Genomic DNA, 21305 nt, shown 5'->3' with positions numbered 1-21305 from the left:
GGGACATTGAGTAGCAATGAGAAGGGGGGGCCTCAGCCCGTCCGTTTTTCCTAGTTTACCTTAACGGTATACACCATTCTCAATTTACCATTACCGGCGTAAATCTCAACTCTTGCATTCGTTGCAGTGGTGGTGGTTACCACGCCGGAAGCAGAAACGGTGACATTTCCGCTCGCCACTTTATAAGTATCCCCAGGGTAATTTGACAACGCATAGGAATAATTACGTGGCAACGTAGCCGTTCTGTAGTATACTCCGTTTACTTGTACAACAGGTGTAATTTCTGGAGAAGGGCCTACTGCTGCGGACGCACTAGGGACAATAATACTCCCAATGAGTCCCAAAGACATAGCTGTTGATAATAATATTTTCTTAGTATTCATAAAAAAGTCCTCCTTATGTATGATATGGGCTCCTAAAATATACCATGTAAAATTGTCGATTTCACTTCATTCGACAAATGTTGTCAAAATAATACAATAAAAGTAATCCTAAAGTCCTATAAGATACAAAATAGTTAAAATATAACGATTAAAGAAATTAATTTTAGCTTACTCTATTATTGAACTATTCTCTAGAGCTGGGCCATCTTTGCATAACACAAAATAAAAACGGATATCGGAGTAATTCGCCCGAGATCCGTTTTTCTATCTGTATGTTTAACACTTGATATCAGTTGACAAGTTGGTGTGCAACCGTCTCACTGATATTTAGATTTCTATCGATCATACATTGCTTTAATGCAGATAGCTCCGTACTTTGACAAATCGCTTCTGCTACAAGTTGGGCAATTTTCCTTGCTCCTTCGTCAGAAAAATGGGTATTATCTGCTACCCCGGCTGGGTAATTAGGGTGCATTTTTTCAGGCAAATGCATAAATAGAAGTTGGGACTCTTTTTCACCCATGGAACGATAAAGCTGCTGTGATGCTTCGAAAATATCGAGCAACGGTGTTTGGGTTTCCTCGGCTACTTTTCGCATGGCATCGGGATAAGCTCCTACGGCCAGCGGATCAGGTTCACCGTCCGCGGTAAAACGGCGGCGGCTTACAGAGGTCAATAGCACAGGAATCCCGCCACGCTCCCGAGCGGACTGAATGAATTGAATTAAGTTTAAACGGTACTCTCCCTCAGGATCGGTGTAGCGCGTGGGGTCTTCTTTTTTCTCATCGTTATGTCCAAATTGGATAAACAGATAATCGCCAGCTTGAATATCTTTTTCAATATTAGCGAATCGCCCTTCTGCTATAAAGGATTTGGTGCTTCGTCCATTGACGGCACGATTGTCCACATGAACAGTAGAGTTCAAATGAGCTTGCAAATGTTCGCCCCAGCCTGTCATCGGTTTTTCGGTTGCTCCCTTTTGGGCTGCAGTAGAGTCTCCTGCGATAAACAGTCGAGTTGTCATCCGCTGTCTTGTCTGCGCATATCCATGTTTTTCAAGCCATTTTTTCGCCAGGTCGAGCCATTGTCGGCATTCACGGTTGTCCTCACACAGTCCCAATCCGTGTCGTCCTTCCTCAAATACATGCAGTTCAAACGGAATACGTTCTCTGGATAATGAGAAAGCGAACAACAGGCTATTTTCTACCGGTACAGCGCCATCATTGGCCGTTGTCCACATAAAAGTTGGGGGTGTCTGTGCAGTCACTTGCCGATCGGATGAAAAGGCTTGAAGCTGCTCCGAGTTCGGCTGTTCGCCTAAAAAGTGCGTACGGCTTCCCAAATGCGTATAAGGCTCATGGAATGATATTACAGGGTATCCCAACATCAGAAGATTTGGTTTTTCCGCTCCAATCGTGGACACAATGGAGGCCAGGTGACCGCCTGCTGAAAAACCTATGAGACCCACTTGATCAGGGATCACTTGCCAGTCATGCGATGTTTGGCGAATCCATTGCAACGCATGTTCTACATCTTCCAGCAAGGAGGTAACCTCGAAATCGCCGACCTGATACTCCAGCACACCCGCGTGAATACCTAAATCATTTAACCATCGGGCGATCGGCTCTCCTTCATGTGAGGCCAAATGCTCGTAGCCACCGCCAGGTAACACCAATATAAAAGGACGAGCTTCACGGACCGCTACAGGATAGAGGGAGAGAAAGGAAGTGTCTAACGGAAATTCTTCTTTTACAATCTGTTCTTTAGAACTAACGACATGTAACATAAGAGACCTCCAAATTTCTTTTTATCTGCCGCAAACCAAACTAAATCAACTTAAATTGGAATGATACGGATGTAAAAAATAATGCACACGTGAAAAAAATGATTTAAACCTTGTTATGAAAGCGCTATAATTTGGTGTGATACCAAGAACCAAAGGGGGAGCGCAATGAAAAAAGGAAGAATGTTCTACACTATTTTTATTACGATTCTGGTTTTGGGAATAGGATTGGTGGCCAGCTTCGGCAGCTACATCTATTTTACAACAATTAGCTCCGTTGTGGAGAGAGTTTCCAATACCAAGCAAAGCTACATGGCGCAGATTAGAAATAGCCTGGAGCAGAAAATTCAAACGATTGAATACGCTTTTAATACGTATAGCACGACCAGTTCCTTTAATGAAGTTGTCAAAAATCCCATTACAGAAAAAGATTTTGTAGCGTATCGGAATGTGAATACCCAGCTCAATTATATTGCTACGATGGGATTAGAAGGAACCGAGTATTCACTGATCAGCCTAAATCAGAATTGGAGAATCTCCAATGGAAGCCTGTCTTATTTGACGAAAACGGAACGAGAACAGCTGATTAGCACCTATATAGACCACCAGGATAAGGGACTATTCTGGATTAAAACAGATAAAGGAATCCGTTTTGTGAATACCTTGCCTGTGTTTTCCAAAAAGAAGCAGGCCATTGCGCTGTCTGATATTTCGTCGCAGACGTTAAGTCGTACCATTCAAACAGAGGATCATATGCCTGTGATTATTTTGAATAACAAAGGCGACTTAATGTACGAAACGGAGCCTGCTACTCCCTTATTGTCTACTCAGCAGCTTCAGCACATTTCAGAAGTAACTGCTAAATCAGACAACACAGGCATGCTAACGTTGGAGAAAACGGAGCATCAGCCAGCACGGCAAATCATTTATGCTAAATCTGCTTACAACAATTGGACTTACTTAACGGTATTAGATAAAAAAGAGATTGCAAACGCGTTTCAAACGACCAAATTTGGGATTATCATGATGGGCCTTGTATTAACGCTTTTAATAGTGGTGGTGGCCTACATCATTGCCATTTACTTTACCAAGCCATTTCAGCAAATAAAACGCAGCTTGCCGAAAAATCCTAATTTCGCATTCAAAAATGAACCTTCTAAAAATGAAATTGAGTGGATTATTAATTCCATCGACAACATTGTAACTGAGAAGGAAAGCTTAGAAAGTCTCATTCAGTCCGAAATGCCACAGTTGGAAACGCAATTGATTCTCAACCTGTTTCGCAAACGTATTTCCGCAGAGGAATTGGCACGAAAAATGCCACGTCTGGGCTATCCGCAGATCGAGAATCAAATGTATATTACCTTGTTAGTTCAACTGGATAATCTGGGAGATCGAGAACCTTCGGATAAAGATATTTTACTGCTGGCTATTAACAAAATCGTAGAAGAAACGATTCCAGAGCAGCAGCGTATGCTTCCGATCATTTTGAACGATAACACCCAGGCTACCATTTTAATTTTGGCAGGTAAGAGTGCACAGGAAATGAGAAAGCAAGTGCTGGATCGAGCGACCCTTTTGATTCAGCATGTAAAAGAGTATTTGAATGTATCCATCAGCATCGGTATTAGCACAGCGTATGATAACTTGTTAGAAAGCAAAGAAGCTTGTGAGATGAGCAAGCAAGCATTACATCACCGTTTAAATCTAGGTAAAGAGTCGATTATTTTTTATGAGGATATTTCCATGGTCATTTCAGGTCCGGTGCTGCTTCATTATCCTGCGGAATTGGAATCGAAACTGTTTGATGCCATTCGCATAGGGGATGAAGAGCAGGTATATCATACCGTGCACTCTTTATTGGCAGAAATGATGACGAAGAACAATCATTCCATGAACTTTGAAGTGCTATTGGTACGATTTGTGAATAACCTCATCCAATTAGAGCAGCTATTAGGGATTGAAGTGCTGCTGACGCAAGACAATCATGCCTTGTATCACCGTTTGCTGGATATCCGTAACCCGGAGGAGATAGAACGCATGCTGTTAGAACAGGTTATTTTCCCCATGGTAAAAAGCATGAAGGAGAAGACCAACCAGCAATTCCGCTGTCTCTCAGAGAAAATTGCCGCGATTATCCGTGCTGAATATGACCAGGAATTATCATTAGAACTCATTGGAGATCGACTGCATTACAATCCGAATTATTTAAGCAGCATTTTCAAAAAAGAATACGGAACGACGTTTAGTGAATATTTGATGGGCTATCGCCTGCAAATGAGCAAAAAGTGGCTCGTTGAGACAGATATGACAATTAAAGAAATCGCCGAGCGATTGCAATATCATAATTCGCAGAACTTTATTCGCTCTTTTCGAAAAAAGGAACAGGTTACACCAGGGGCTTATCGAAAGATGAAGCAAGCCAATTAACCTTTAACCGCCCCCAGCAAAGCTCCTTTGACAAAGTGCTTTTGCACAAATGGATACACGATTAACATTGGAACGGTCGCTATGACAATGACCGCCATCTTAATCGTCTGCGCAGGCGGGATGACATCTACCGCGGTTCCTTCTGCCTGCATACCACTGGAGACGATAACAATTTGGCGAAGCAGGACTTGAATTGGCCATTTGGCAGAATCATTGATATAGAGAATGGCGTGCATATACGTATTCCAGTAGGCAACAGCATAGAACAAAGAAATAGTTGCAATAGAAGGCAGGGCTAATGGCAACATAATTTTAAAGAAGATTCCAAAATCGTTGCACCCGTCCATCTTAGCCGATTCCTCCAAATCATCCGGCAATGCCTGAAAAAAGTTACGCATGATAATCAGGTTAAATGCATTAATGGCTACGGGCAAAATCAAGGACCAATACGAATTGATCAGCCCCATGCTTTTGACAACGAGGAATGTCGGAATCATCCCCCCGCTAAACAACATAGAGAACACGACAATGAAGTTAATCGTATTACGGCCAAGCAGATATTTCCGGGATAATCCATAAGCCATAAAAGCGGTAAAAATCATACTTACAACTGTACCCACGATCGTTACTCCGACCGAAACCCCAAGTCCTCTAAAAATCGTTGGAGTGGATAGGATATAGCGATAAGCATCCAGAGAAAAAGTAACAGGGAATAAAATAAACTTCTTGGCCACTACTTCCTCAGTTGAGGCAAATGAGCTGGCGATGATATTCAAAAAAGGCAAGAGACAAGTGAGGGCAATGAGAATCAAAAGTGTACTGTTTACAATGTTGAAAATACGACTGCCCAGTGATTCTTTTTTTCGTAATTTTGGTTTGAGTAATGGTTGTTCCAATGTGGTTGACCTCCTTGTAATCGTTTACATTCAAACCTTATCAAGAGGAAAGAATTCCGTATATAATCAAATCTTGAGGTGTTCTCTAAGCGTGGAATAAAGAGGATGATCATTAAGTTGTGTAGTAATCATTAGCTAAGGTGAAGAGGCTATAAAGTAGGCTGTCGGCCTACTTTTGTAAACGCTATCATTTGATGATTATATGCGGAATGCCGAAAATAACGTACTCTTGAAAGCGTATACAGGAACGTTTGAAGGAGGTCGAACTAATGAAAGTTTCAAGTGTCCCCGCACCAAACATGAAGATGAAAATGAAGAAGAACAAAAGAACGACGGAAAGCCTTTTACGAATGCAGAAACACAAGCTGCTCTATCTGATGGTTTTACCCGGATTGGTGTACTTCATTATCTTCAAGTACTTCCCTATGGGGGGATTGGTAATTGCATTTCAGGATTATCAAGCATTTCAGGGAATCACAGGCAGTCCATGGGTAGGAATGAAGCATTTTATTCGTTTGTTTACTGAGCCTACGTTTTTTATGCTGCTTCGCAATACGCTGATTTTATTTGCACTGAATATTGTAATCTTTTTTCCGTTGCCCATCATATTGGCGCTCATGCTGAATGAGGTTAGGAAGATGTTTTTCAAAAACATTATTCAAACCATTATCTACATTCCGCACTTTATGTCATGGGTTATCATTGTTTCGATTTCTTATGTATTCCTGACAGTGGACGGCGGTGTACTGAATGAAATGATTGCCGCGCTGGGCGGTGAGAAGATCAGCTTCTTAACATCTCCGCAGTGGCTGCGAACGGTATATATCGGGCAAGTGATTTGGAAGGAACTCGGCTGGTCTACCATCATTTATTTATCTGCAATTACAGTGGTGGATACGCAATTGTATGAGGCAGCAGAAATGGACGGCGCTGGACGTTTGCGAAAGACATGGCACGTGACGTTGCCAGCGATCCGCCCGGTTATTATTACATTGTTAATTTTGAAAATTGGTAGCACGCTGGATTTGGGCTTTGAGCATATGTATCTGCTATTGAATTCATTAAACCGCGAGGTTGCCGAAATCTTTGACACCTATATTTATACTGCGGGTTTAAAGAATGGACAATTAAGTTTCAGTACGACAGTAGGACTTTTTAAAGGTGTAGTAGGTTTAATTCTGATTATGCTCTCCAATCGACTCGCTAAGAAATTTGGTGAAGACGGCGTTTACTAATGACGACGGGAAGGATGCAAAATGGTACGGTTTGTAGAAAACATGAACAAATGGTGCATGCGCCTGCTACGCCTGGTCTACCTTAACTTGCTGTGGACCATTGCGACGATCCTGGGCTTGGGTTTTATAGGTGTTGGGCCTGCAACCGTTGCTATGCTTAGCATTTTAAGGCAGTGGATTCGGGGCAATGAGGAAGTCACCATTTTCTCGACGTTTGTACGTTACTTTAAAGAAAGCTTTAAAGAAGCAGCCATCATTGGCGGGCTTTACAGCCTTGTGGGTTACGTGCTCTACGTGGATATCGTCAACGTCTCATCCTGGTATATTCGTGTGGTGACGCTGATGGGTGCCTTTTTGTATCTTATCTCTTTGGCATACATTTTTCCGTTGCTGGCTCACTATGATTGGAAAGGAATCAAGCTGAAGATCAAGATGTCGATCGTGATTGGTTTTTCGTATTTACAATATACACTTGTTCTTTTTGTAGCCATTGTCGTGCTTTATGCATTGATTCTAGGCTTGTACCCAGGAATTCTAACTTTTGCCGGAGCGAGCATTATCGGTTATCTCGTGATGTGGATGACGCATCAGGTATTCAGCAAAATAGAGCGAGAGGTTCTGGTGAAAGAGGAAGATATGGCATGAATATACAAACCAAAAAGGAGCAAACACGATGAAAAAAGGAATCAAGATGAAAAAGGGAGTGTCAGGTCTTCTTGCCGCACTTATGGTCATGAGTGTTTTTCTAGCTGCTTGTGGTGACAAGGGAACTGAAGATCAAGGCAGTCAAACCTACGATCCTAACTCCAAACTGGAATTTACCTGGCTAAACGTATTGCATACAGCCTCTCCGCCTACAGAAACGATTAAAAGTAAAATCGAAGAATACACCAATTCCAAAATTACGTTCAACTGGGTACCGGATGCTTCCAAGGAAGAGAGAATTACCACCGCACTGGCTTCTGGTGAATTGGCAGACATGGTGACTTTGACGATGATGACAAATTCTTCAGTGCGTAGTTCATTGAAATCAGGACTATTCTGGGATGTAGGCAAATACTTGGATGATTATGAGAATTTGAAAAAGATCCCGCCTGAAGTGCGCGAAGCCGCTTCCATTGAAGGGGTGCTATATGGTGTTCCGTTCCAGAAGAATCTGGCTCGGGCGGGTCTGGTCATTCGTCAGGATTGGCTCGATCGCTTAGGACTGAAGGTGCCGACCACACTGGATGAGTTGTATGAAGTTGCGAGAGCGTTTACAGAAGATGATCCGGATGGCAATGGAAAAAATGATACGACTGGGTTTGTTGACAGATCGGATCTGCGCTACAGCAGTTTCAAAACGTTAAGTTCCTATTTTGGTACACCTAATGGCTGGAAAGTAGATGAAAACGGAAAGTTTACGCCGGAATTTGATACTCCTCAATATTTGGAGACCTTAAAGTATTCCAATAAATTATACAAAAACGGGTATCTCTCCAAAGACTTTGCTGTAACCGCTAAAACGGACCAGCAACAACAATTTGCACAAGGTAAAGCAGGTATTTATACAGGCATGATCGATATTTCTAACCTCAGAACCTTGTCTCAAGGCTTACAAAAAGGGCTGAAGCTGGTACCTGTCAACAAGATTTCAAATGGAGATGGACAATACCACGTATGGTCTGAGGGAAGCGGGGTAGGAGGCTTGCTGGCATTTCCGAAATCTGAAGTAAAGACAGAAGCTGAGTTGAAGAGACTGCTGCAATTTGTAGATGACTTAATTGACAAAGATGTATACATGTATATGACCGGTGGTCTTGAAGGTACTCATTATAAAATTGAAAAGGATGGTTCCTTCAAAATTACGAATACAGATTTGTGGCAAGCAGACGTTCAGCCGTTTTCAAGCTCCAGACCAAGTGAAGTGACTTATAACTTAAAGGATGCCAATCCAGAAAAGGAACTGGCTAATGAATTAGTGCGAGAAAATAATAAATTTGCTGTTCTAGACCCGACAGTGCCACTGGATTCAGCCACCGCTAATGAACAAGGGACAGAGCTGGAGAAAATCATTACCGACGCCTCCTTCAAATTTATTATGGGTGAAATTGATGAAGCCGGATTTAAGGCAGCTGTAGAAAATTGGAAAAAATCAGGCGGAGCACGAATTACCACTGAGTATGAAGAAGCGTATAAGAAATCGAAAAAATAAAGATATAGGTTGAATATTAGTGTACATGAATTGTCACTACGCAGGCGGATGGTGCTTATCATTGCTGACACTTGTCCAGCACCATTCCGCCTACCCGTTTTCCAGCCCAGTCTATAAATCATTTTCGTATTCACAAAAAATAAAGACAGGAGAGAACGAAATGCAATTGTACAACATTGTAGATTATGGAGCAGTTCAGGATGGTACGAAGATGGCAACAGAGGCGATTGCGGCTGCTATTGAAGCGGCAAGTAATGCTGGTGGAGGCACCGTTTTTGTTCCGGCTGGAACGTACCTAACGGGCGCTATTTTTCTGAAAAGCAACATTGAGCTGCATGTAAGCCCTGGCGCTATTCTTTCCTTCAGTACGGAACTGGCTGATTACCCTGTAGTAGAATCCAGATGGGAGGGCGTTCAGCGGGAAGTACATGCATCGTGTATTTATGGAGAGAACCTTGAGAATATTTCGATTACAGGCAGCGGAACGCTGGATGGAAATGGTCAGCCGTGGTGGGAAAAGCATCGGAATCATCCAGAGGAGTTACAGTATCCGAGACCCAAATTAATCAGCTTTGACCGTTGTCAGCGGGTTACCATTAAAGATGTTATGTTAAAAAATTCCCCCAGTTGGACTGTAAACCCCATTGCTTGCTATAACGTTACGATTGATAATTTGTCCATTCTTAACCCGGCGGACTCTCCCAATACGGATGGTATTAATCCCGAATCCTGTTCCAATGTTCGTATTAGCAACTGCAATATAGATGTAGGCGATGATTGTATTGCGATCAAAGCAGGAACCGAAGATACGCAAGAACGGATTCCTTGTGAAAATATTACAATTACCAACTGTACAATGGTACATGGTCATGGTGCTGTCGTGCTGGGAAGCGAAATGAGCGGAGATATTCGTAATGTTACGATTAGCAATTGCGTGTTCAAGCAAACGGATCGGGGTATACGTCTGAAATCAAGACGGGGACGCGGTGGAATCATCGAGGATATTCGCATCAGCAACATTGTGATGGAGGAGGTCATTTGTCCATTTATTCTAAACCTGTATTATTTCTGCGGACCTCGGGGCAAAGACAAATATGTTTGGGATAAAAATCCCTATCCGATTACTGATGAAACTCCGTGCTTTAGAAGAATCCATTTTTCTGATATTACGGCAAGACAGGTTCATGCGGCGGCTGGCTTCTTGTACGGACTTGCAGAACAATATATTTCTGAAATTACATTTTCCAATATTGATATTTCCATGGCTGAAAATGCGATTCCCGGTCGTCCGGCCATGATGTCAGGGATTGAGGATATGAATAACCGTGGTTTTTATCTAGGTAACGTGAGGGATATTCGTTTCCAACAGGTTACGATTGAGAATCATGAAGGTCCGGCCTTTTATATTGAAAATGGGGAAGATGTTGAAATCAATCGTTGCCATTCGAAGAATACAGCTCAGCCTGAAAAGCTGATAGAACAAGTAACGATACAACCTTCTGAGCAAAATGTGATGAAATAGGAGGGAATGAAAGGAGCATAAAACATGGATAAGTTGCAAGCATTGTTGGGGGATCTTCCGGCAGATCGCCCTATAACGGCAACTCTGCTGAATCAAGAAGAGCGGGAGGGATATCGACTGGAGTGTCTCCTGCTGGACTTGAACGGGATTGAGTCTGTGCCCGCTTATGTAGCTACACCCTTACAAGGGGACGGTCCGTTCCCATTGGTCGTATTTAACCATTCGCACGGGGGCAACTATACGAATGGACGAAAGGAGTTACTCCATAGCAGTCCTTACCTACAGCAGCCCTCGTTTGCTACAGTTCTGACAGACATGGGATATTGCGTGTGTTGTATCGACATGTGGTGCTTCAATGAACGTGGGGGCAAAACCGAGAGCGAGCTGGTAAAAGAAATGCTCTGGCAGGGCCAGGTGCTGTGGGGCATGATGCTGTATGATAACCGTCGTTTGGTAGATTATATGTGCCAGCGTGAGGACATTGATGCTTCCCGCATCGCAACGATCGGCATGTCGATGGGTGGACTTATGGCATGGTGGATGGCTGCTTTAGATGAACGAATACAGGTCACGGTTGATATCTGCGGACAGGTAGATGCCCATACGCTGATCGCCAAAAGGGGATTGGATCATCATGGGTTCTATTCCTATGTTCCCGGCTTGTTGAAGCATTTCACCACGTTGGATATTCAAAAGCGGATCGTACCTCGCCCACGGATGAGTATAACAGGTCAAAATGATCGAATGTGTCCTATAGAAGGAGTCGAGCATTTGGCAAACGGGTTGTTGGAAGCTTATCAGAAAGCAGGTCACCCTGAGCATTGGCAGCCTGTGATTGCGAGCGGTGGTCATATGGAGACATTGGAAATGCGAACGGCTTGGCAGTCATTTTTAGCTGAACACTTGTAAATCAAATGAAAGGATTGGGGTAACCATGCTAGTCGGAAAAGAATCCTTTTGTGATTTCCACACCATTCAGGAGGCGATTAATGTATTGGAGCAATCGCCTTCCAACGAAATGGAAACGCTAACTATTTTATCGGGTACCTATGAGGAAGAGGTGCGGATTTACCGTTCAAATCTACATATCATAGGCATCGGACAGGTAGAAATTCGAATGAATCGGTACGCCAGGGAGCGGAATGAAGCAGGTGAGGAAATAGGAACCTTTGCAACACCCACTTTATTTGTAGGCGGCAGCCATTTGATCTTGGAAAATCTCATCATTTCCAACACGGCCGGACAGGGAGAACACATTGGGCAGGCCGTTGCGGTATACGCTCATTGTGATCAAACCATCTTTAGAAACTGCACCTTTAAAGGGTACCAGGACACGTTATTTACAGGCCCTCTGCCTCCTGCACCCAAAGAACGATTAAAGTTTGGTGGAATTCCTTTGAAAGAACATCACGCATACTATCGCCAGCTCTATCAGCATTGTTACATCGAGGGTACGATAGACTTCATTTTTGGCGGGGCTACCGCTTACTTTGAAGATTGCGAGATTCGTAGTTTGCGTCATCATAAGAACCATACAAGCTACGTTACAGCCGCCTCTACACCGCAAGGACAAACGTACGGCTATGTATTTGATCATTGCTATTTAACCGCAGAGCCTGATATTACCCCTGTTTTTTTGGGTCGTCCATGGCGGGAATATGCCAAAACCGTATTTGTCAATTGTAAAATGGGCGACCATATCGATCCGCGTGGCTGGGACAATTGGGACACTGTAGCGAACGAGAAAACCGTATGCTATCAGGAATATGGCGGATCTGATGAAATAGCTTCATTACGTCAGCAGCGTGTTCCGTGGGCGGATTGTTTTGAAGCGAGGACAGAAGCATGGAGCAAGGAACAGGTTTTTGAGGGAGTCGCATTTTGGAAAGCAAGGAGAAGTGATGTCTCATGATGATCCAAAACCCTATATTAAAAGGCTTTAATCCCGATCCGTGTATTACGCGAGTCGAGGATACTTACTATATTGTAGTGTCATCGTTTGAGTGGCTGCCTGGAGTACGGGTGTACCAGTCCAAAGATTTGGCTCATTGGGAGCACTGCACGGATATTTTGACTGACCAGGTTGACTTGAGGGGGAACCCAAAAAATTGCAGCATTTGGGCACCGCAATTGAGCTACGCGGATAACCTATTTTATCTACTCTATACGGATGTGAAAAGCACCAAGCGTCCGTTCAAGGACGTTCATAATTTTGTGATAACAGCGCCTACGATTCACGGGCCGTGGTCGGAACCCGTTTATCTGAATAGTAGTGGATTTGATCCGTCTTTATTTCATGATGAGGATGGACGCAAATGGCTATTGAACGCCTTATGGGATTACCGCATGTTGGAAAGCAATAAGTCTTCAGGTATCGTCATGCAGGAGTATGACAGCAGTCAACAGTGGCTTGTTGGCGAGCCTGTTAAAATTTTTGATTGCACTCCATTGAAGAAGACAGAAGCGCCCCACATCTACAGGCAGAACGGTTATTACTATCTTATTACAGCGGAAGGTGGAACAGGTACGGGGCATGCAGTTACCGTAGCACGCTCCAAGCAAATATCCGGCCCGTATGAAGTGGACCCGCATAATCCGATGCTTACATCTCGTGATCAGCTGAATTTCCCGTTACAATGCGCAGGACATGGCAGTCTTGTGCAAACACCTGACGGAGAATGGTATATGGCCCATTTATGCACACGTCCAGTGGAGGGGAAATACGCCATTTTAGGGCGCGAGACAGCGTTGCAACAAGTCTATTGGAATGATGAAGGCTGGCTGCGATTAACCGCCGGGGGCCATACACCTCAATTGGAGGTGCCTGCGCCTCAAGGGACAGTTTCGATTAAGCAAGAGCAGCAGGAGTATATTTTCGAAGACTTTTTCGAGGGCCCCACAATTGATGAATCGTGGAACACATTGCGTATCCTGGCGGACGATAGCTGGTGTTCATTAAGTCAGCGCCCAGGCTACCTTCGAATTCATGCTGGAGAATCCATACAAAGTCTATTCAAGCACCACGTGCTTGCCATTCGGCAAACGGATCATCATTTTCGGGTAGAAACAGCACTGGAGTATCAGCCAACAAGCTATTTGCAAATGGCGGGACTTTTGCTGTATCTCAATGAAGAGGACTATTTGTATGCGTATGTCAGCTATGAAGAGGGAGTGGGAAAAGTGCTGCGCATGATGCGCTGTGAAGCTAATTCATTTACGTTAGTTCCGCAAGTGGTTGCACTTCAGAATGATCTTCCTGTACATTTGGCTGTAGAGGTCCATGCCTCCCATGCACAATTTTATTATGGAGTCGGAGATGAGCCTTCCTGGAAGCGACTTTTTGAAATACAGGATATCAGCTTTTTGTCGGGAGGATTTACAGGGAATTTTGTAGGTATTGCTGCTCATGATATGCAACAATTCCAAGGGAGCTACGCTGACTTTTCCCATTTCTTATACTATGGTAAGGACCATCTCTCCTCATAAAAAATATAATACTGACTATATTGCAAGCACCTTAATCGGTGCTTTTTTCTTTTACAGGTTACCTTTTTACATTATAATCTCGCAAAATCTCCAAAAAAGCAGTGGTTGCTTTCGTCTCAAATACCGCAGAAGGGGTCAGAAAGGAGAATTTCCGAATGAACGGGAGATTGAGAATATCCAATACTTCTAATGTTCCCAAAGCAAGTTCCTTTTGAATTACCCATTGGGACAGCAAAGAAATCCCCAGGCCTGCTTCTACAGACTCTTTGATGATCTGTGTACTGCCAAAATTCATCATATGAGAAGGATAAAATCGAAGCCGTGCAAACATCTTTTCAGCCGCCTCCCGGGTTCCAGAGCCTTCTTCCCGCAGAATCCAGATGTCATCATGCAGCTCATTTATATCCACTTGAGATGTACCGGCCAAACGATGATTTTGCGGAACGACAATAACCATTTCATCATCGGCGAAGGATTCAATGTGTAAATGGTCATGCTGAAATTCTCCTTCGATAATGCCCACATCCAGTTGATTATGAATTACGAGCTTTTCAATTTCCAATGTATTGCCGATGGTAATAGAGGGCTGAATGAGCGGGTACTGGATTCTCATTTGCGCAATTACATGTGGTAGTACATATTCACCATACGTGTAGCTTGCACCAATAGACAGGGTACCCTTTGCCGTATGCATTAGTTCGTCCACCAAGTACTGCATACGTGTATGGAGTCGGATAATCTCCTGGGCATGATGATACACAATTTCACCTGCTTTAGTTAAGCGCACATATTTATTACTTCGCTCCAGGAGCCGGGTTCCTACACTGCGTTCCAGTGTTTGAATATATTGACTTACCGCAGGCTGGGTCATATGTAGTGCCTCAGCAGCTCGTGTGAAGTTTTGTTTCTCCGCAACCCTAACAAAGACGATTAAAGATTGATCCAAAGTCTATTCCTCCAAATTTATCATGCATATTTACTTATCATCATTATTATAATGATTTATTTTCCTTATGACAAAATACATATTAAGCTGTATGCATGTAGAATTGGAGGGAATCAGCATGAAGAGTCATATTCAACACGTCAAATTTTTATTGAACAGGGGTCGATTATTTCGGTTTTTATTTGGCATTGTGCTAACGATGATCTTTGCACTGGCAGGATACGTCCTGAACGAAGTGCCGGGCTTTCATTATGTAGGTCCATTGGCATGTGCAATGTTTCTCGCTATACTATACCGACAGTTGTGGGGGTACCCTGAAGCAGTACGCTCAGGGATTGAATTTTCAGCCAAGAAAATACTGCGTGGGGCTATTGTGTTATATGGGCTGAAGCTAAATATGGATGTTGTTATTCATCATGGGCTGGGTTTGCTTTTACGGGATGTAGGCACTGTGGTATTTGCCATTTTTTTTACGGTTTGGCTGGCAAAACGATTCAAGGCAGATGCTTCGCTTTCGCTTCTTCTTGGGATTGGAACAGGAGTTTGCGGTGCAGCAGCAATTGCAGCTGTTTCTCCCTTGTTAAAGTCCGACGATGAGGACACAGCCATAGGAGTTGGACTTATTGCCTTGGTTGGAACGGTATTTGCTATTTTGTTTACAGTGCTTCGACCTTGGCTTCCTCTGACGGATTTGCAATATGGAATCTGGTCGGGCATCAGTTTACATGAAATTGCACATGTGGCCTTAGCGGCAGCACCTGCTGGGCAGGATGCTCTTGCCATGGGTTTATTAGCCAAATTGGGGCGTGTCTTCTTACTCATACCGCTTAGCTTTATTTTAATGTATTGGATGAAACGAACCGGAAAGATTCGTACAGGTACTAAAGTAGAGTTCCCCTGGTTCCTCATGGGCTTTATTGCGGCAAGTATTTTGGGAAGTTATGTTTTTGGAAAATATATTGTAGTTTCACCTAGTCTAATGAACGAACTTTCTCAGCTTACTACCTTTATGTTAACGATGGCTATGGTAGGCATGGGGCTAAATGTGAGCTTTAAGACTTTGCGAGAGAAAGCAATGCTGCCCTTACTGGTACTATCTGTTACTTCGATCATTCTTGTAGGACTAACGTTTGTAACTGTATAAATTGGAAGTATGTGCTTGTAGTGAGATTGCAGCAAATGAGATTAGTAAAACTGGAAAGAGCTCTGCTTGCGTGTAGCTGGCAGAGCTTTTTAGTGCTTTCGTATTACAAGACTGAAATATATAATGAATGAATCGTAACTTTTTACATAGGAGTCGCGTCTATCAAAATGGAGGCTTTAGAGGGGCATAGAATGTAAAATTTACATAGTGAAAAATTAGAGATTGGTAGGGTACATATGAAGAAAATTTGTTTGTTTGCTTTTTTGTTTCTGTTTCTACTAGCATTTCCAAGAGAAAGTCACGCTGCGTCTTCAAATTCACATATTCAGCTGGATGGTAAAGATATAAGTGTCAGCAAGGGGGTGCAGATCCAGGAAGTAAAGGGCAATGTGCTGGTTCCACTCCGTCTTATTGTAGAAGAATTGGGTTATAGTGTGAATTGGGAATCCAAGACAGGGACTATAACTATACATAAAGAAAATCTTAACCTGAGCCTTCAGGTCAACAATCCCATTGCCTCAGTCAATGATCAACCGATGGGGTTGGCTGTAGCTCCTTTGCTTAACGGGGGGACGACTTATGTTCCGCTTCGCTTTGTATCTGAACAGACAGGAGTGGAAGTGGTCTGGAACAACGAACTTAAAACCGTATTCTTGACGACTCCGCCTGCTTCAAGCGGAAATAGCGTGACCACCCGTGATCACTCTGCTACTCAAGTTGCAAGCGATGCTATAGAGAGTGAGCGTACGGCTGTAAACCAAATTAGCTTCAACAATCACCAATTGACGATAACGGTGGATGGAAAAGTAAGCCCCAAAGTCACCAAGTTAACTCAACCAGATCGTATTGTTGTAGATATACCTGATTCGAAGTTTGGTGAGGAATTTCCAGCCTCACAATCATTTAACAATGGTGGACAAGGAAGCTTTCCAGTCACAGAAGATCTAGATGTTTCCAAGGTAAGATACTCCATGTTTAGTACAAACCCAGCCTCGGTACGTATTGTGGTTGATCTTGATCACAGCACACCCTTTCATCTTATTAATGCAGATGATGGTAAAGTGATCGTAGCGTTGGATCAGGCAACGGAGGAGTCAGCATCTACCGATACTGTTATATCTACTATACCTGTTGAGCCTACGATTTCTTCTGACGGACACGCGCAGGGGATTGACGTCTCGCACCATAATGGCAATATTGATTGGCAGCAAGTGGCGGCGGCAGGCAAGACATTTGCTTTTATTAAAGCTACAGAGGGCACCAAGTATCAAGATAATCAATTTTTAGCAAATGTTCAGGGGGCCAGAGATGCTAACATCCTGGTTGGCGCTTACCACTTTTTGAACGCAACTACCGTGGATGGAGCTCGCCAGGAAGCAGCTAATTTTGCTAGGGCTATAGATTCAGCAGGAGGAAGGCTAGATCTGCCCCCTGTGATGGATTATGAAAATAATCCCAAAGGTCTTACTTCCGCACAGATCAGTGAAGTGGCTCATGCATTTTTGGATGAAATGGAGAAGCTTACCGGGCGTGAGCCGATCGTATACACGGGAAACGTCTTTGCTTCCAAGTTTGATCCTACGTTTTCTATGTATAAATTGTGGGTAGCGCGATACAGCACTACGCAAAAGCCGACCGCAGTTCCAGCTTGGAATAGCTGGTGGGCTTGGCAGTACAGTAGTACAGGCAGTGTTCCAGGTATTAGCGGCCAAGTCGATCTAGATGAGTACAATGGAACGATAGATGAACTTCGTGCTTCATTGGCAGGCTCGCTTGATTAGCAGGTTCATGTCATGATTAATCCTCGCGAATCCGAATTAGGATCTGCGAGGATTTTTAATGTCTGATTTGTTTAGTTGGGCATGATCCATACGATTTCGCTGATTCGAACAAAGAATTTTTTACCGTATACATCCAAGATGACATGGTCAGGCTTACTATCTACTACACATCCATCAATTCTGCCACGTGTTGTTTCAAGTACAACGTACTTGCCGATCATCGATTTTAATGTCTCTACGACATACGGATCTACGGGGTGTACCACGACATGGTGGGAGGTAGGATGGTGAGGAAAAGGTTGGTTAACGTTATAATTAAACATTTGATTTGAATTCAATTGCTTCACTCCTTCAGGATTAGTTGTGATATCCTATGCTCCTGCCTAGAAAAGGTGTAGGCTAAAGCCCATCAGCGAGAATATTCATAACATTGCCAAAAAGCCCGGTCCATAGGAAAGCTCAATACATAAGCTATGTTGTACCTTGAATTGAAGGAGGCAATGATCCATGAGTGAATGTGAAAGAGGTTGCGGTGGCGGTTCAGTAGGGGGCTACCCAGGCGTTTGGACATCGACAGGAGCTATTCTGGTGCTGTTCATTCTGCTCGTTATCATTACAAAGTCTTTGTGGGTCTAAATTGAATTGAGTTAGCTTAACCCCCCATTGGGATATAACCGATGGGGGGTTAAGTGTTTTAGAGAATGGATCGTATGATAAAACACCCCAAATAACAGCGTACAGGCCCTACACAAACTGTGCCGGGCTGGGCAGCTGTCACATGAGGTGCTTTGGCATCTATAGACAGGAACGGGCAATGGATTGAGGACTAAATTAAAGCAATCGCCAACAGGGTGAACAGGCTTAAAGTTAAGATTTGATTACCGTACCCGTAAGGATAAAAGGCAGACGTTTGTACACGTCCATTCCGTTCAGTTTTTAAGTACACATTATTACGATCCACATCTGTAATGGTTCCTTCGTACTGTTTTCCATCAATGGTGAGAATACGCACCCTTTTATTCATACAGTTCAAACAGTTGTAGTAAGCGTCCATTCAATCACCCCCTCTTATACACATTGGCATTTTATGAGAGAGAAAGCCTTATGGTAACGGCGAACATACAGGGAAGGGGGATTCCGTCGTACTTAAGGTCTGACTAGGGTTAATCTTACTCTTGATAGGGATTAAAGGAAAAGCCAGGATATCCATGGGTATAGGTGTAGCCTCTTTGGGGGGCGACCTGACGATGTGATGAAGTATCGGTTAGCCTTACGTGAATCCCTGGTTTTCGAGGTGGCTGCTGTTTGCAGTCATTGGAAGGACCGATGATGATAGGTTTTTTTATAGGGGCGAGCGCTTCCTGGACCTTTTTCTCATCCAGACAGTAAGTATGAGCCATAATGTTACTTGGCGTGAGCCGCAAAACATCGGAGCCCAAAATGAATTCAGGGACTGGAGCGTTAAAAATCGCCAACAAGTGAGTGTTGTCCACCGTGGCGACTAGATAATGCCACCATCCCTGAGGGACGTTAGCCACCTGTCCAGGTGTAATCGGAAAATGTCGTAACTCGCGGGTAAAAGGATTAATCAGTGACACGGTCACTGCTCCAGAGATACAGTATATTAGTTCTGTGGCATTTTGATGGTAGTGAGGCTCTACAACATTAGCAGTGCTGAGACGGATATCCAGTAGCGATACATTTGCTAATGTATTCAGCTGCTGGATCGACAGCTCGTTGATTGAGTTCTGAGCATCTTTCTGAAACAAAATATTGTCGCTTAAATCATAGGTGAACTGTACAGTGGGAGAGGTGTAATCCATATATGAATTCACGTTTTCTTTCCTGCCTTTCTGTTACTCGAAATGAATGATCGTACGCTACTCTATGCATTCGCCCATATATATGTGCACAAAAATGTGGTTTAAAAAAGCAGATGTCAGGTTCAGGTCCTGGGTAGATTGAATCGAAAAATAGCGAAAAAAGTCACGTATTCAAGTGTAGTCAAAATGTGATCTATTGCTTCTCATACACGTCATCCCTTGCTGGATAGTGTTTTATTGATTTGGGTATTCTTAGGACCAGAGCCGGATGATACGTAAATGCGGCTTGTGGTATACTGCAACGGACGTGTGAACGCATCAATGTCCGATTCCATATATATCCTCGCGTCATTTCCGCAGCTAGTCATAAGTTATGGCACAAGAAGCATCATCGGATAAACGTCCCTGAGTTGTACAGGCCGGAATGGTTGCACCGGACAGAACATGAAAGAGGAGGTTGTCTGGAATATGAAAAAATTATCTATTTTAATCCTGTCCTGCGCATGCATGTTAGGTACTGTATTATCAGTCGCACCAGGACAAGCACAGGCACAATCGTCAGCTTTAAAGAAAGGGATTCAAAGCGAACGAGTGCTGGAGCTTCAACAGCAGCTTCATTCACTCGGTTACTTCAAAGCTGGTTTTACGGGATACTATGGCTCTTTGACCAGCAAAGCGGTGGCTCGTTTTCAGAGGGATCACGGTCTGGCGCCTGACGGTATTGCCGGAGCGGCAACACAGGCCAAGCTCGATTCGTTCGGAAAGGTCCGCGTAACCGCATTGGATCAACTGGCACGGATCATTTATTCCGAGGCGCGCGGAGAATCGTTTGAAGGACAAGTAGCTGTCGGCGCTGTCGTATTAAACCGTGTACAGTCCGGCGAGTTTCCAAGCTCGATTCCGGACGTTATTTTACAGCCGGGTCAATTCACCGCTGTACAGGATGGTCAATACCGCTTGAAACCCAACAAGACTGCGTACCGAGCAGCCAGACAGGCACTTAATGGTGCTGACCCGACCAATGGGTCTTTGTTTTATTACAACCCAGCCATTGCCACAGCCAAATGGAGTAAAAGCCGTCCGGCTGTCATTTCGCTTGGTCGTCATACATTTACGAATTAATTCCATATGAGAATTTGTGATTTTTTCCATCCGTCAGTAGCTTCTTCTAGAAGCGATGACGGTTTTTTGTGTATTCACAAACTTGTAATATGTTAGGGATGATGTATCTCGTTTCATATTAAAAATTCTACCTATTATTCCGATACTCTTAATAGACAAAAAATGAAATCAAAGGAGTCTTTCTAAAATGAGTCAACATCCTTATACCATCGAAGTGGATCAAGTCATTAAAACGGTACATATGGCAGTGAATGGAGTTTTTAGCCAAGAGGAGTATGACAGCTTTGTAAAGGATTATATAGCCAAAACTTCATCTATTCAGGCATCGAACTTTACACTCAGGGTAGATTGCACCCAAATGGCACTTTTGGGACCAGGTGAAGTAGAGAAACTGAAGGGTTCTTTTGCACGTTATAAAGAAACTGGATTTGCCAAAATAATTTTTGTCATCAGCCTCCAGCAAACGATTATTAAAATGCAGCTTGGTCGCGTAGCACGTGAAGCAGGATTAAACAACGTAGATATTGTAGTACAATAATGCGCTGACGTATGTGTAAGGG

20 protein-coding genes are annotated in these 21305 nt (G+C 43.5%); 13 read left to right on the top strand and 7 right to left on the bottom strand.

Annotation, left to right across the window (positions count from 1 at the left end):
* Positions 1-50 precede the first annotated feature (50 nt).
* Together OIU26_RS03220 and OIU26_RS03215 are read right to left on the bottom strand one after the other, a co-directional pair.
* Positions 51-383 (bottom strand): hypothetical protein, encoded by a 333-nt coding sequence (locus OIU26_RS03220; protein ID WP_242211126.1) that lies wholly within the window; start codon positions 381-383, stop codon positions 51-53.
* A gap of 289 nt (positions 384-672) precedes the next feature.
* Complete coding sequence (locus OIU26_RS03215) at positions 673-2169, bottom strand: GDSL-type esterase/lipase family protein (RefSeq protein ID WP_264215930.1); 1497 nt, start codon at positions 2167-2169, stop codon at positions 673-675.
* Positions 2170-2334: 165 nt separating this feature from the next.
* Here OIU26_RS03215 and OIU26_RS03210 point away from each other — a divergent pair, with 165 nt between their 5' ends.
* On the top strand, positions 2335-4596 hold the full coding sequence (locus tag OIU26_RS03210) for a helix-turn-helix transcriptional regulator (RefSeq protein ID WP_264215929.1): 2262 nt from the start codon (positions 2335-2337) through the stop codon (positions 4594-4596).
* Here OIU26_RS03210 and OIU26_RS03205 read toward each other — a convergent pair.
* On the bottom strand, positions 4593-5492 hold the full coding sequence (locus tag OIU26_RS03205; RefSeq protein ID WP_013371981.1) for a carbohydrate ABC transporter permease: 900 nt from the start codon (positions 5490-5492) through the stop codon (positions 4593-4595). The two genes, OIU26_RS03210 and OIU26_RS03205, sit on opposite strands and share 4 nt — an antisense overlap.
* 269 nt (positions 5493-5761) lie before the next feature.
* On the opposite strand from OIU26_RS03205, the gene OIU26_RS03200 reads away from it, so the two are divergent.
* The 7 genes from OIU26_RS03200 (at position 5762) to OIU26_RS03170 (ending at position 13929) form a co-directional block, all read left to right on the top strand.
* Complete coding sequence (locus OIU26_RS03200; RefSeq protein WP_013371980.1) at positions 5762-6727, top strand: ABC transporter permease; 966 nt, start codon at positions 5762-5764, stop codon at positions 6725-6727.
* 21 nt (positions 6728-6748) lie between these two features.
* On the top strand, positions 6749-7372 hold the full coding sequence (locus tag OIU26_RS03195; protein WP_436449013.1) for a YesL family protein: 624 nt from the start codon (positions 6749-6751) through the stop codon (positions 7370-7372).
* Between the two features lie 28 nt (positions 7373-7400).
* Positions 7401-8921 (top strand): extracellular solute-binding protein, encoded by a 1521-nt coding sequence (locus tag OIU26_RS03190; protein ID WP_264215927.1) that lies wholly within the window; start codon positions 7401-7403, stop codon positions 8919-8921.
* A gap of 160 nt (positions 8922-9081) precedes the next feature.
* Positions 9082-10443 carry a glycoside hydrolase family 28 protein gene (locus tag OIU26_RS03185; RefSeq protein ID WP_264215926.1) on the top strand — a complete coding sequence of 454 codons (1362 nt, stop codon included), beginning with the start codon at positions 9082-9084 and terminating at the stop codon, positions 10441-10443.
* Between the two features lie 24 nt (positions 10444-10467).
* Entirely contained in the window at positions 10468-11352 is an 885-nt protein-coding gene (locus OIU26_RS03180; protein WP_264215925.1) for a prolyl oligopeptidase family serine peptidase, read from the top strand.
* Positions 11353-11377: 25 nt separating this feature from the next.
* Complete coding sequence (locus tag OIU26_RS03175) at positions 11378-12355, top strand: pectinesterase family protein (protein WP_129549606.1); 978 nt, start codon at positions 11378-11380, stop codon at positions 12353-12355.
* A complete protein-coding gene (locus OIU26_RS03170) occupies positions 12352-13929 on the top strand; it encodes a glycoside hydrolase family 43 protein (RefSeq protein WP_264215924.1) in 1578 nt (525 codons plus the stop codon). The genes OIU26_RS03175 and OIU26_RS03170 overlap by 4 nt, the downstream gene beginning before the upstream one ends.
* 58 nt (positions 13930-13987) lie before the next feature.
* On the opposite strand, the gene OIU26_RS03165 is transcribed toward OIU26_RS03170, so the two are convergent.
* A complete protein-coding gene (locus OIU26_RS03165; protein WP_264215923.1) occupies positions 13988-14875 on the bottom strand; it encodes a LysR family transcriptional regulator in 888 nt (295 codons plus the stop codon).
* Between the two features lie 118 nt (positions 14876-14993).
* On the opposite strand from OIU26_RS03165, the gene OIU26_RS03160 reads away from it, so the two are divergent.
* On the top strand, positions 14994-16019 hold the full coding sequence (locus OIU26_RS03160) for a YeiH family protein (RefSeq protein ID WP_090738757.1): 1026 nt from the start codon (positions 14994-14996) through the stop codon (positions 16017-16019).
* Between the two features lie 236 nt (positions 16020-16255).
* On the top strand, positions 16256-17800 hold the full coding sequence (locus OIU26_RS03155; protein ID WP_264215922.1) for a GH25 family lysozyme: 1545 nt from the start codon (positions 16256-16258) through the stop codon (positions 17798-17800).
* 71 nt (positions 17801-17871) lie between these two features.
* Here the strand turns inward: OIU26_RS03155 and OIU26_RS03150 are convergent, their stop codons facing one another.
* Positions 17872-18138, bottom strand: coding sequence for a DUF2642 domain-containing protein (locus OIU26_RS03150; RefSeq protein ID WP_016821507.1), 267 nt, complete (start codon positions 18136-18138; stop codon positions 17872-17874).
* 169 nt (positions 18139-18307) lie between these two features.
* Between OIU26_RS03150 and OIU26_RS03145 the strand changes: the two genes are divergently transcribed.
* Positions 18308-18436 carry a hypothetical protein gene (locus OIU26_RS03145; RefSeq protein ID WP_013371969.1) on the top strand — a complete coding sequence of 43 codons (129 nt, stop codon included), beginning with the start codon at positions 18308-18310 and terminating at the stop codon, positions 18434-18436.
* A 190-nt stretch (positions 18437-18626) separates the two neighbouring features.
* Here the strand turns inward: OIU26_RS03145 and OIU26_RS03140 are convergent, their stop codons facing one another.
* Complete coding sequence (locus tag OIU26_RS03140; RefSeq protein WP_013371968.1) at positions 18627-18854, bottom strand: hypothetical protein; 228 nt, start codon at positions 18852-18854, stop codon at positions 18627-18629.
* A gap of 115 nt (positions 18855-18969) precedes the next feature.
* Entirely contained in the window at positions 18970-19635 is a 666-nt protein-coding gene (locus OIU26_RS03135; protein WP_090738759.1) for a cupin domain-containing protein, read from the bottom strand.
* A 456-nt stretch (positions 19636-20091) separates the two neighbouring features.
* Here OIU26_RS03135 and OIU26_RS03130 point away from each other — a divergent pair, with 456 nt between their 5' ends.
* A complete protein-coding gene (locus OIU26_RS03130) occupies positions 20092-20745 on the top strand; it encodes a cell wall hydrolase (RefSeq protein ID WP_090738760.1) in 654 nt (217 codons plus the stop codon).
* Positions 20746-20932: 187 nt separating this feature from the next.
* Positions 20933-21283, top strand: a complete 351-nt coding sequence (locus OIU26_RS03125; protein ID WP_013371964.1) for a hypothetical protein — start codon at positions 20933-20935, stop codon at positions 21281-21283.
* Positions 21284-21305: the final 22 nt, after the last annotated feature.

The sequence above is a fragment of the Paenibacillus sp. BT-177 genome (assembly GCF_025846815.2).
Classification (GTDB): domain Bacteria; phylum Bacillota; class Bacilli; order Paenibacillales; family Paenibacillaceae; genus Paenibacillus; species Paenibacillus polymyxa_C.
This window is presented reverse-complemented; position numbering and strand designations above follow the sequence as displayed.

What these genes read in the sequence shown, in the direction of transcription:
- OIU26_RS03190 (WP_264215927.1), top strand. Translation starts at nt 7,401, where the DNA reads ATGAAAAAAGGAATCAAGATGAAAAAGGGAGTGTCAGGTCTTCTTGCC.
- OIU26_RS03220 (WP_242211126.1), bottom strand. Translation starts at nt 383, where the DNA reads ATGAATACTAAGAAAATATTATTATCAACAGCTATGTCTTTGGGACTC.
- OIU26_RS03170 (WP_264215924.1), top strand. Translation starts at nt 12,352, where the DNA reads ATGATGATCCAAAACCCTATATTAAAAGGCTTTAATCCCGATCCGTGT.
- OIU26_RS03200 (WP_013371980.1), top strand. Translation starts at nt 5,762, where the DNA reads ATGAAAGTTTCAAGTGTCCCCGCACCAAACATGAAGATGAAAATGAAG.
- OIU26_RS03185 (WP_264215926.1), top strand. Translation starts at nt 9,082, where the DNA reads ATGCAATTGTACAACATTGTAGATTATGGAGCAGTTCAGGATGGTACG.
- OIU26_RS03160 (WP_090738757.1), top strand. Translation starts at nt 14,994, where the DNA reads ATGAAGAGTCATATTCAACACGTCAAATTTTTATTGAACAGGGGTCGA.
- OIU26_RS03215 (WP_264215930.1), bottom strand. Translation starts at nt 2,169, where the DNA reads ATGTTACATGTCGTTAGTTCTAAAGAACAGATTGTAAAAGAAGAATTT.
- OIU26_RS03130 (WP_090738760.1), top strand. Translation starts at nt 20,092, where the DNA reads ATGAAAAAATTATCTATTTTAATCCTGTCCTGCGCATGCATGTTAGGT.
- OIU26_RS03195 (WP_436449013.1), top strand. Translation starts at nt 6,749, where the DNA reads ATGGTACGGTTTGTAGAAAACATGAACAAATGGTGCATGCGCCTGCTA.
- OIU26_RS03125 (WP_013371964.1), top strand. Translation starts at nt 20,933, where the DNA reads ATGAGTCAACATCCTTATACCATCGAAGTGGATCAAGTCATTAAAACG.
- OIU26_RS03180 (WP_264215925.1), top strand. Translation starts at nt 10,468, where the DNA reads ATGGATAAGTTGCAAGCATTGTTGGGGGATCTTCCGGCAGATCGCCCT.
- OIU26_RS03175 (WP_129549606.1), top strand. Translation starts at nt 11,378, where the DNA reads ATGCTAGTCGGAAAAGAATCCTTTTGTGATTTCCACACCATTCAGGAG.
- OIU26_RS03210 (WP_264215929.1), top strand. Translation starts at nt 2,335, where the DNA reads ATGAAAAAAGGAAGAATGTTCTACACTATTTTTATTACGATTCTGGTT.
- OIU26_RS03140 (WP_013371968.1), bottom strand. Translation starts at nt 18,854, where the DNA reads ATGGACGCTTACTACAACTGTTTGAACTGTATGAATAAAAGGGTGCGT.
- OIU26_RS03155 (WP_264215922.1), top strand. Translation starts at nt 16,256, where the DNA reads ATGAAGAAAATTTGTTTGTTTGCTTTTTTGTTTCTGTTTCTACTAGCA.
- OIU26_RS03145 (WP_013371969.1), top strand. Translation starts at nt 18,308, where the DNA reads ATGAGTGAATGTGAAAGAGGTTGCGGTGGCGGTTCAGTAGGGGGCTAC.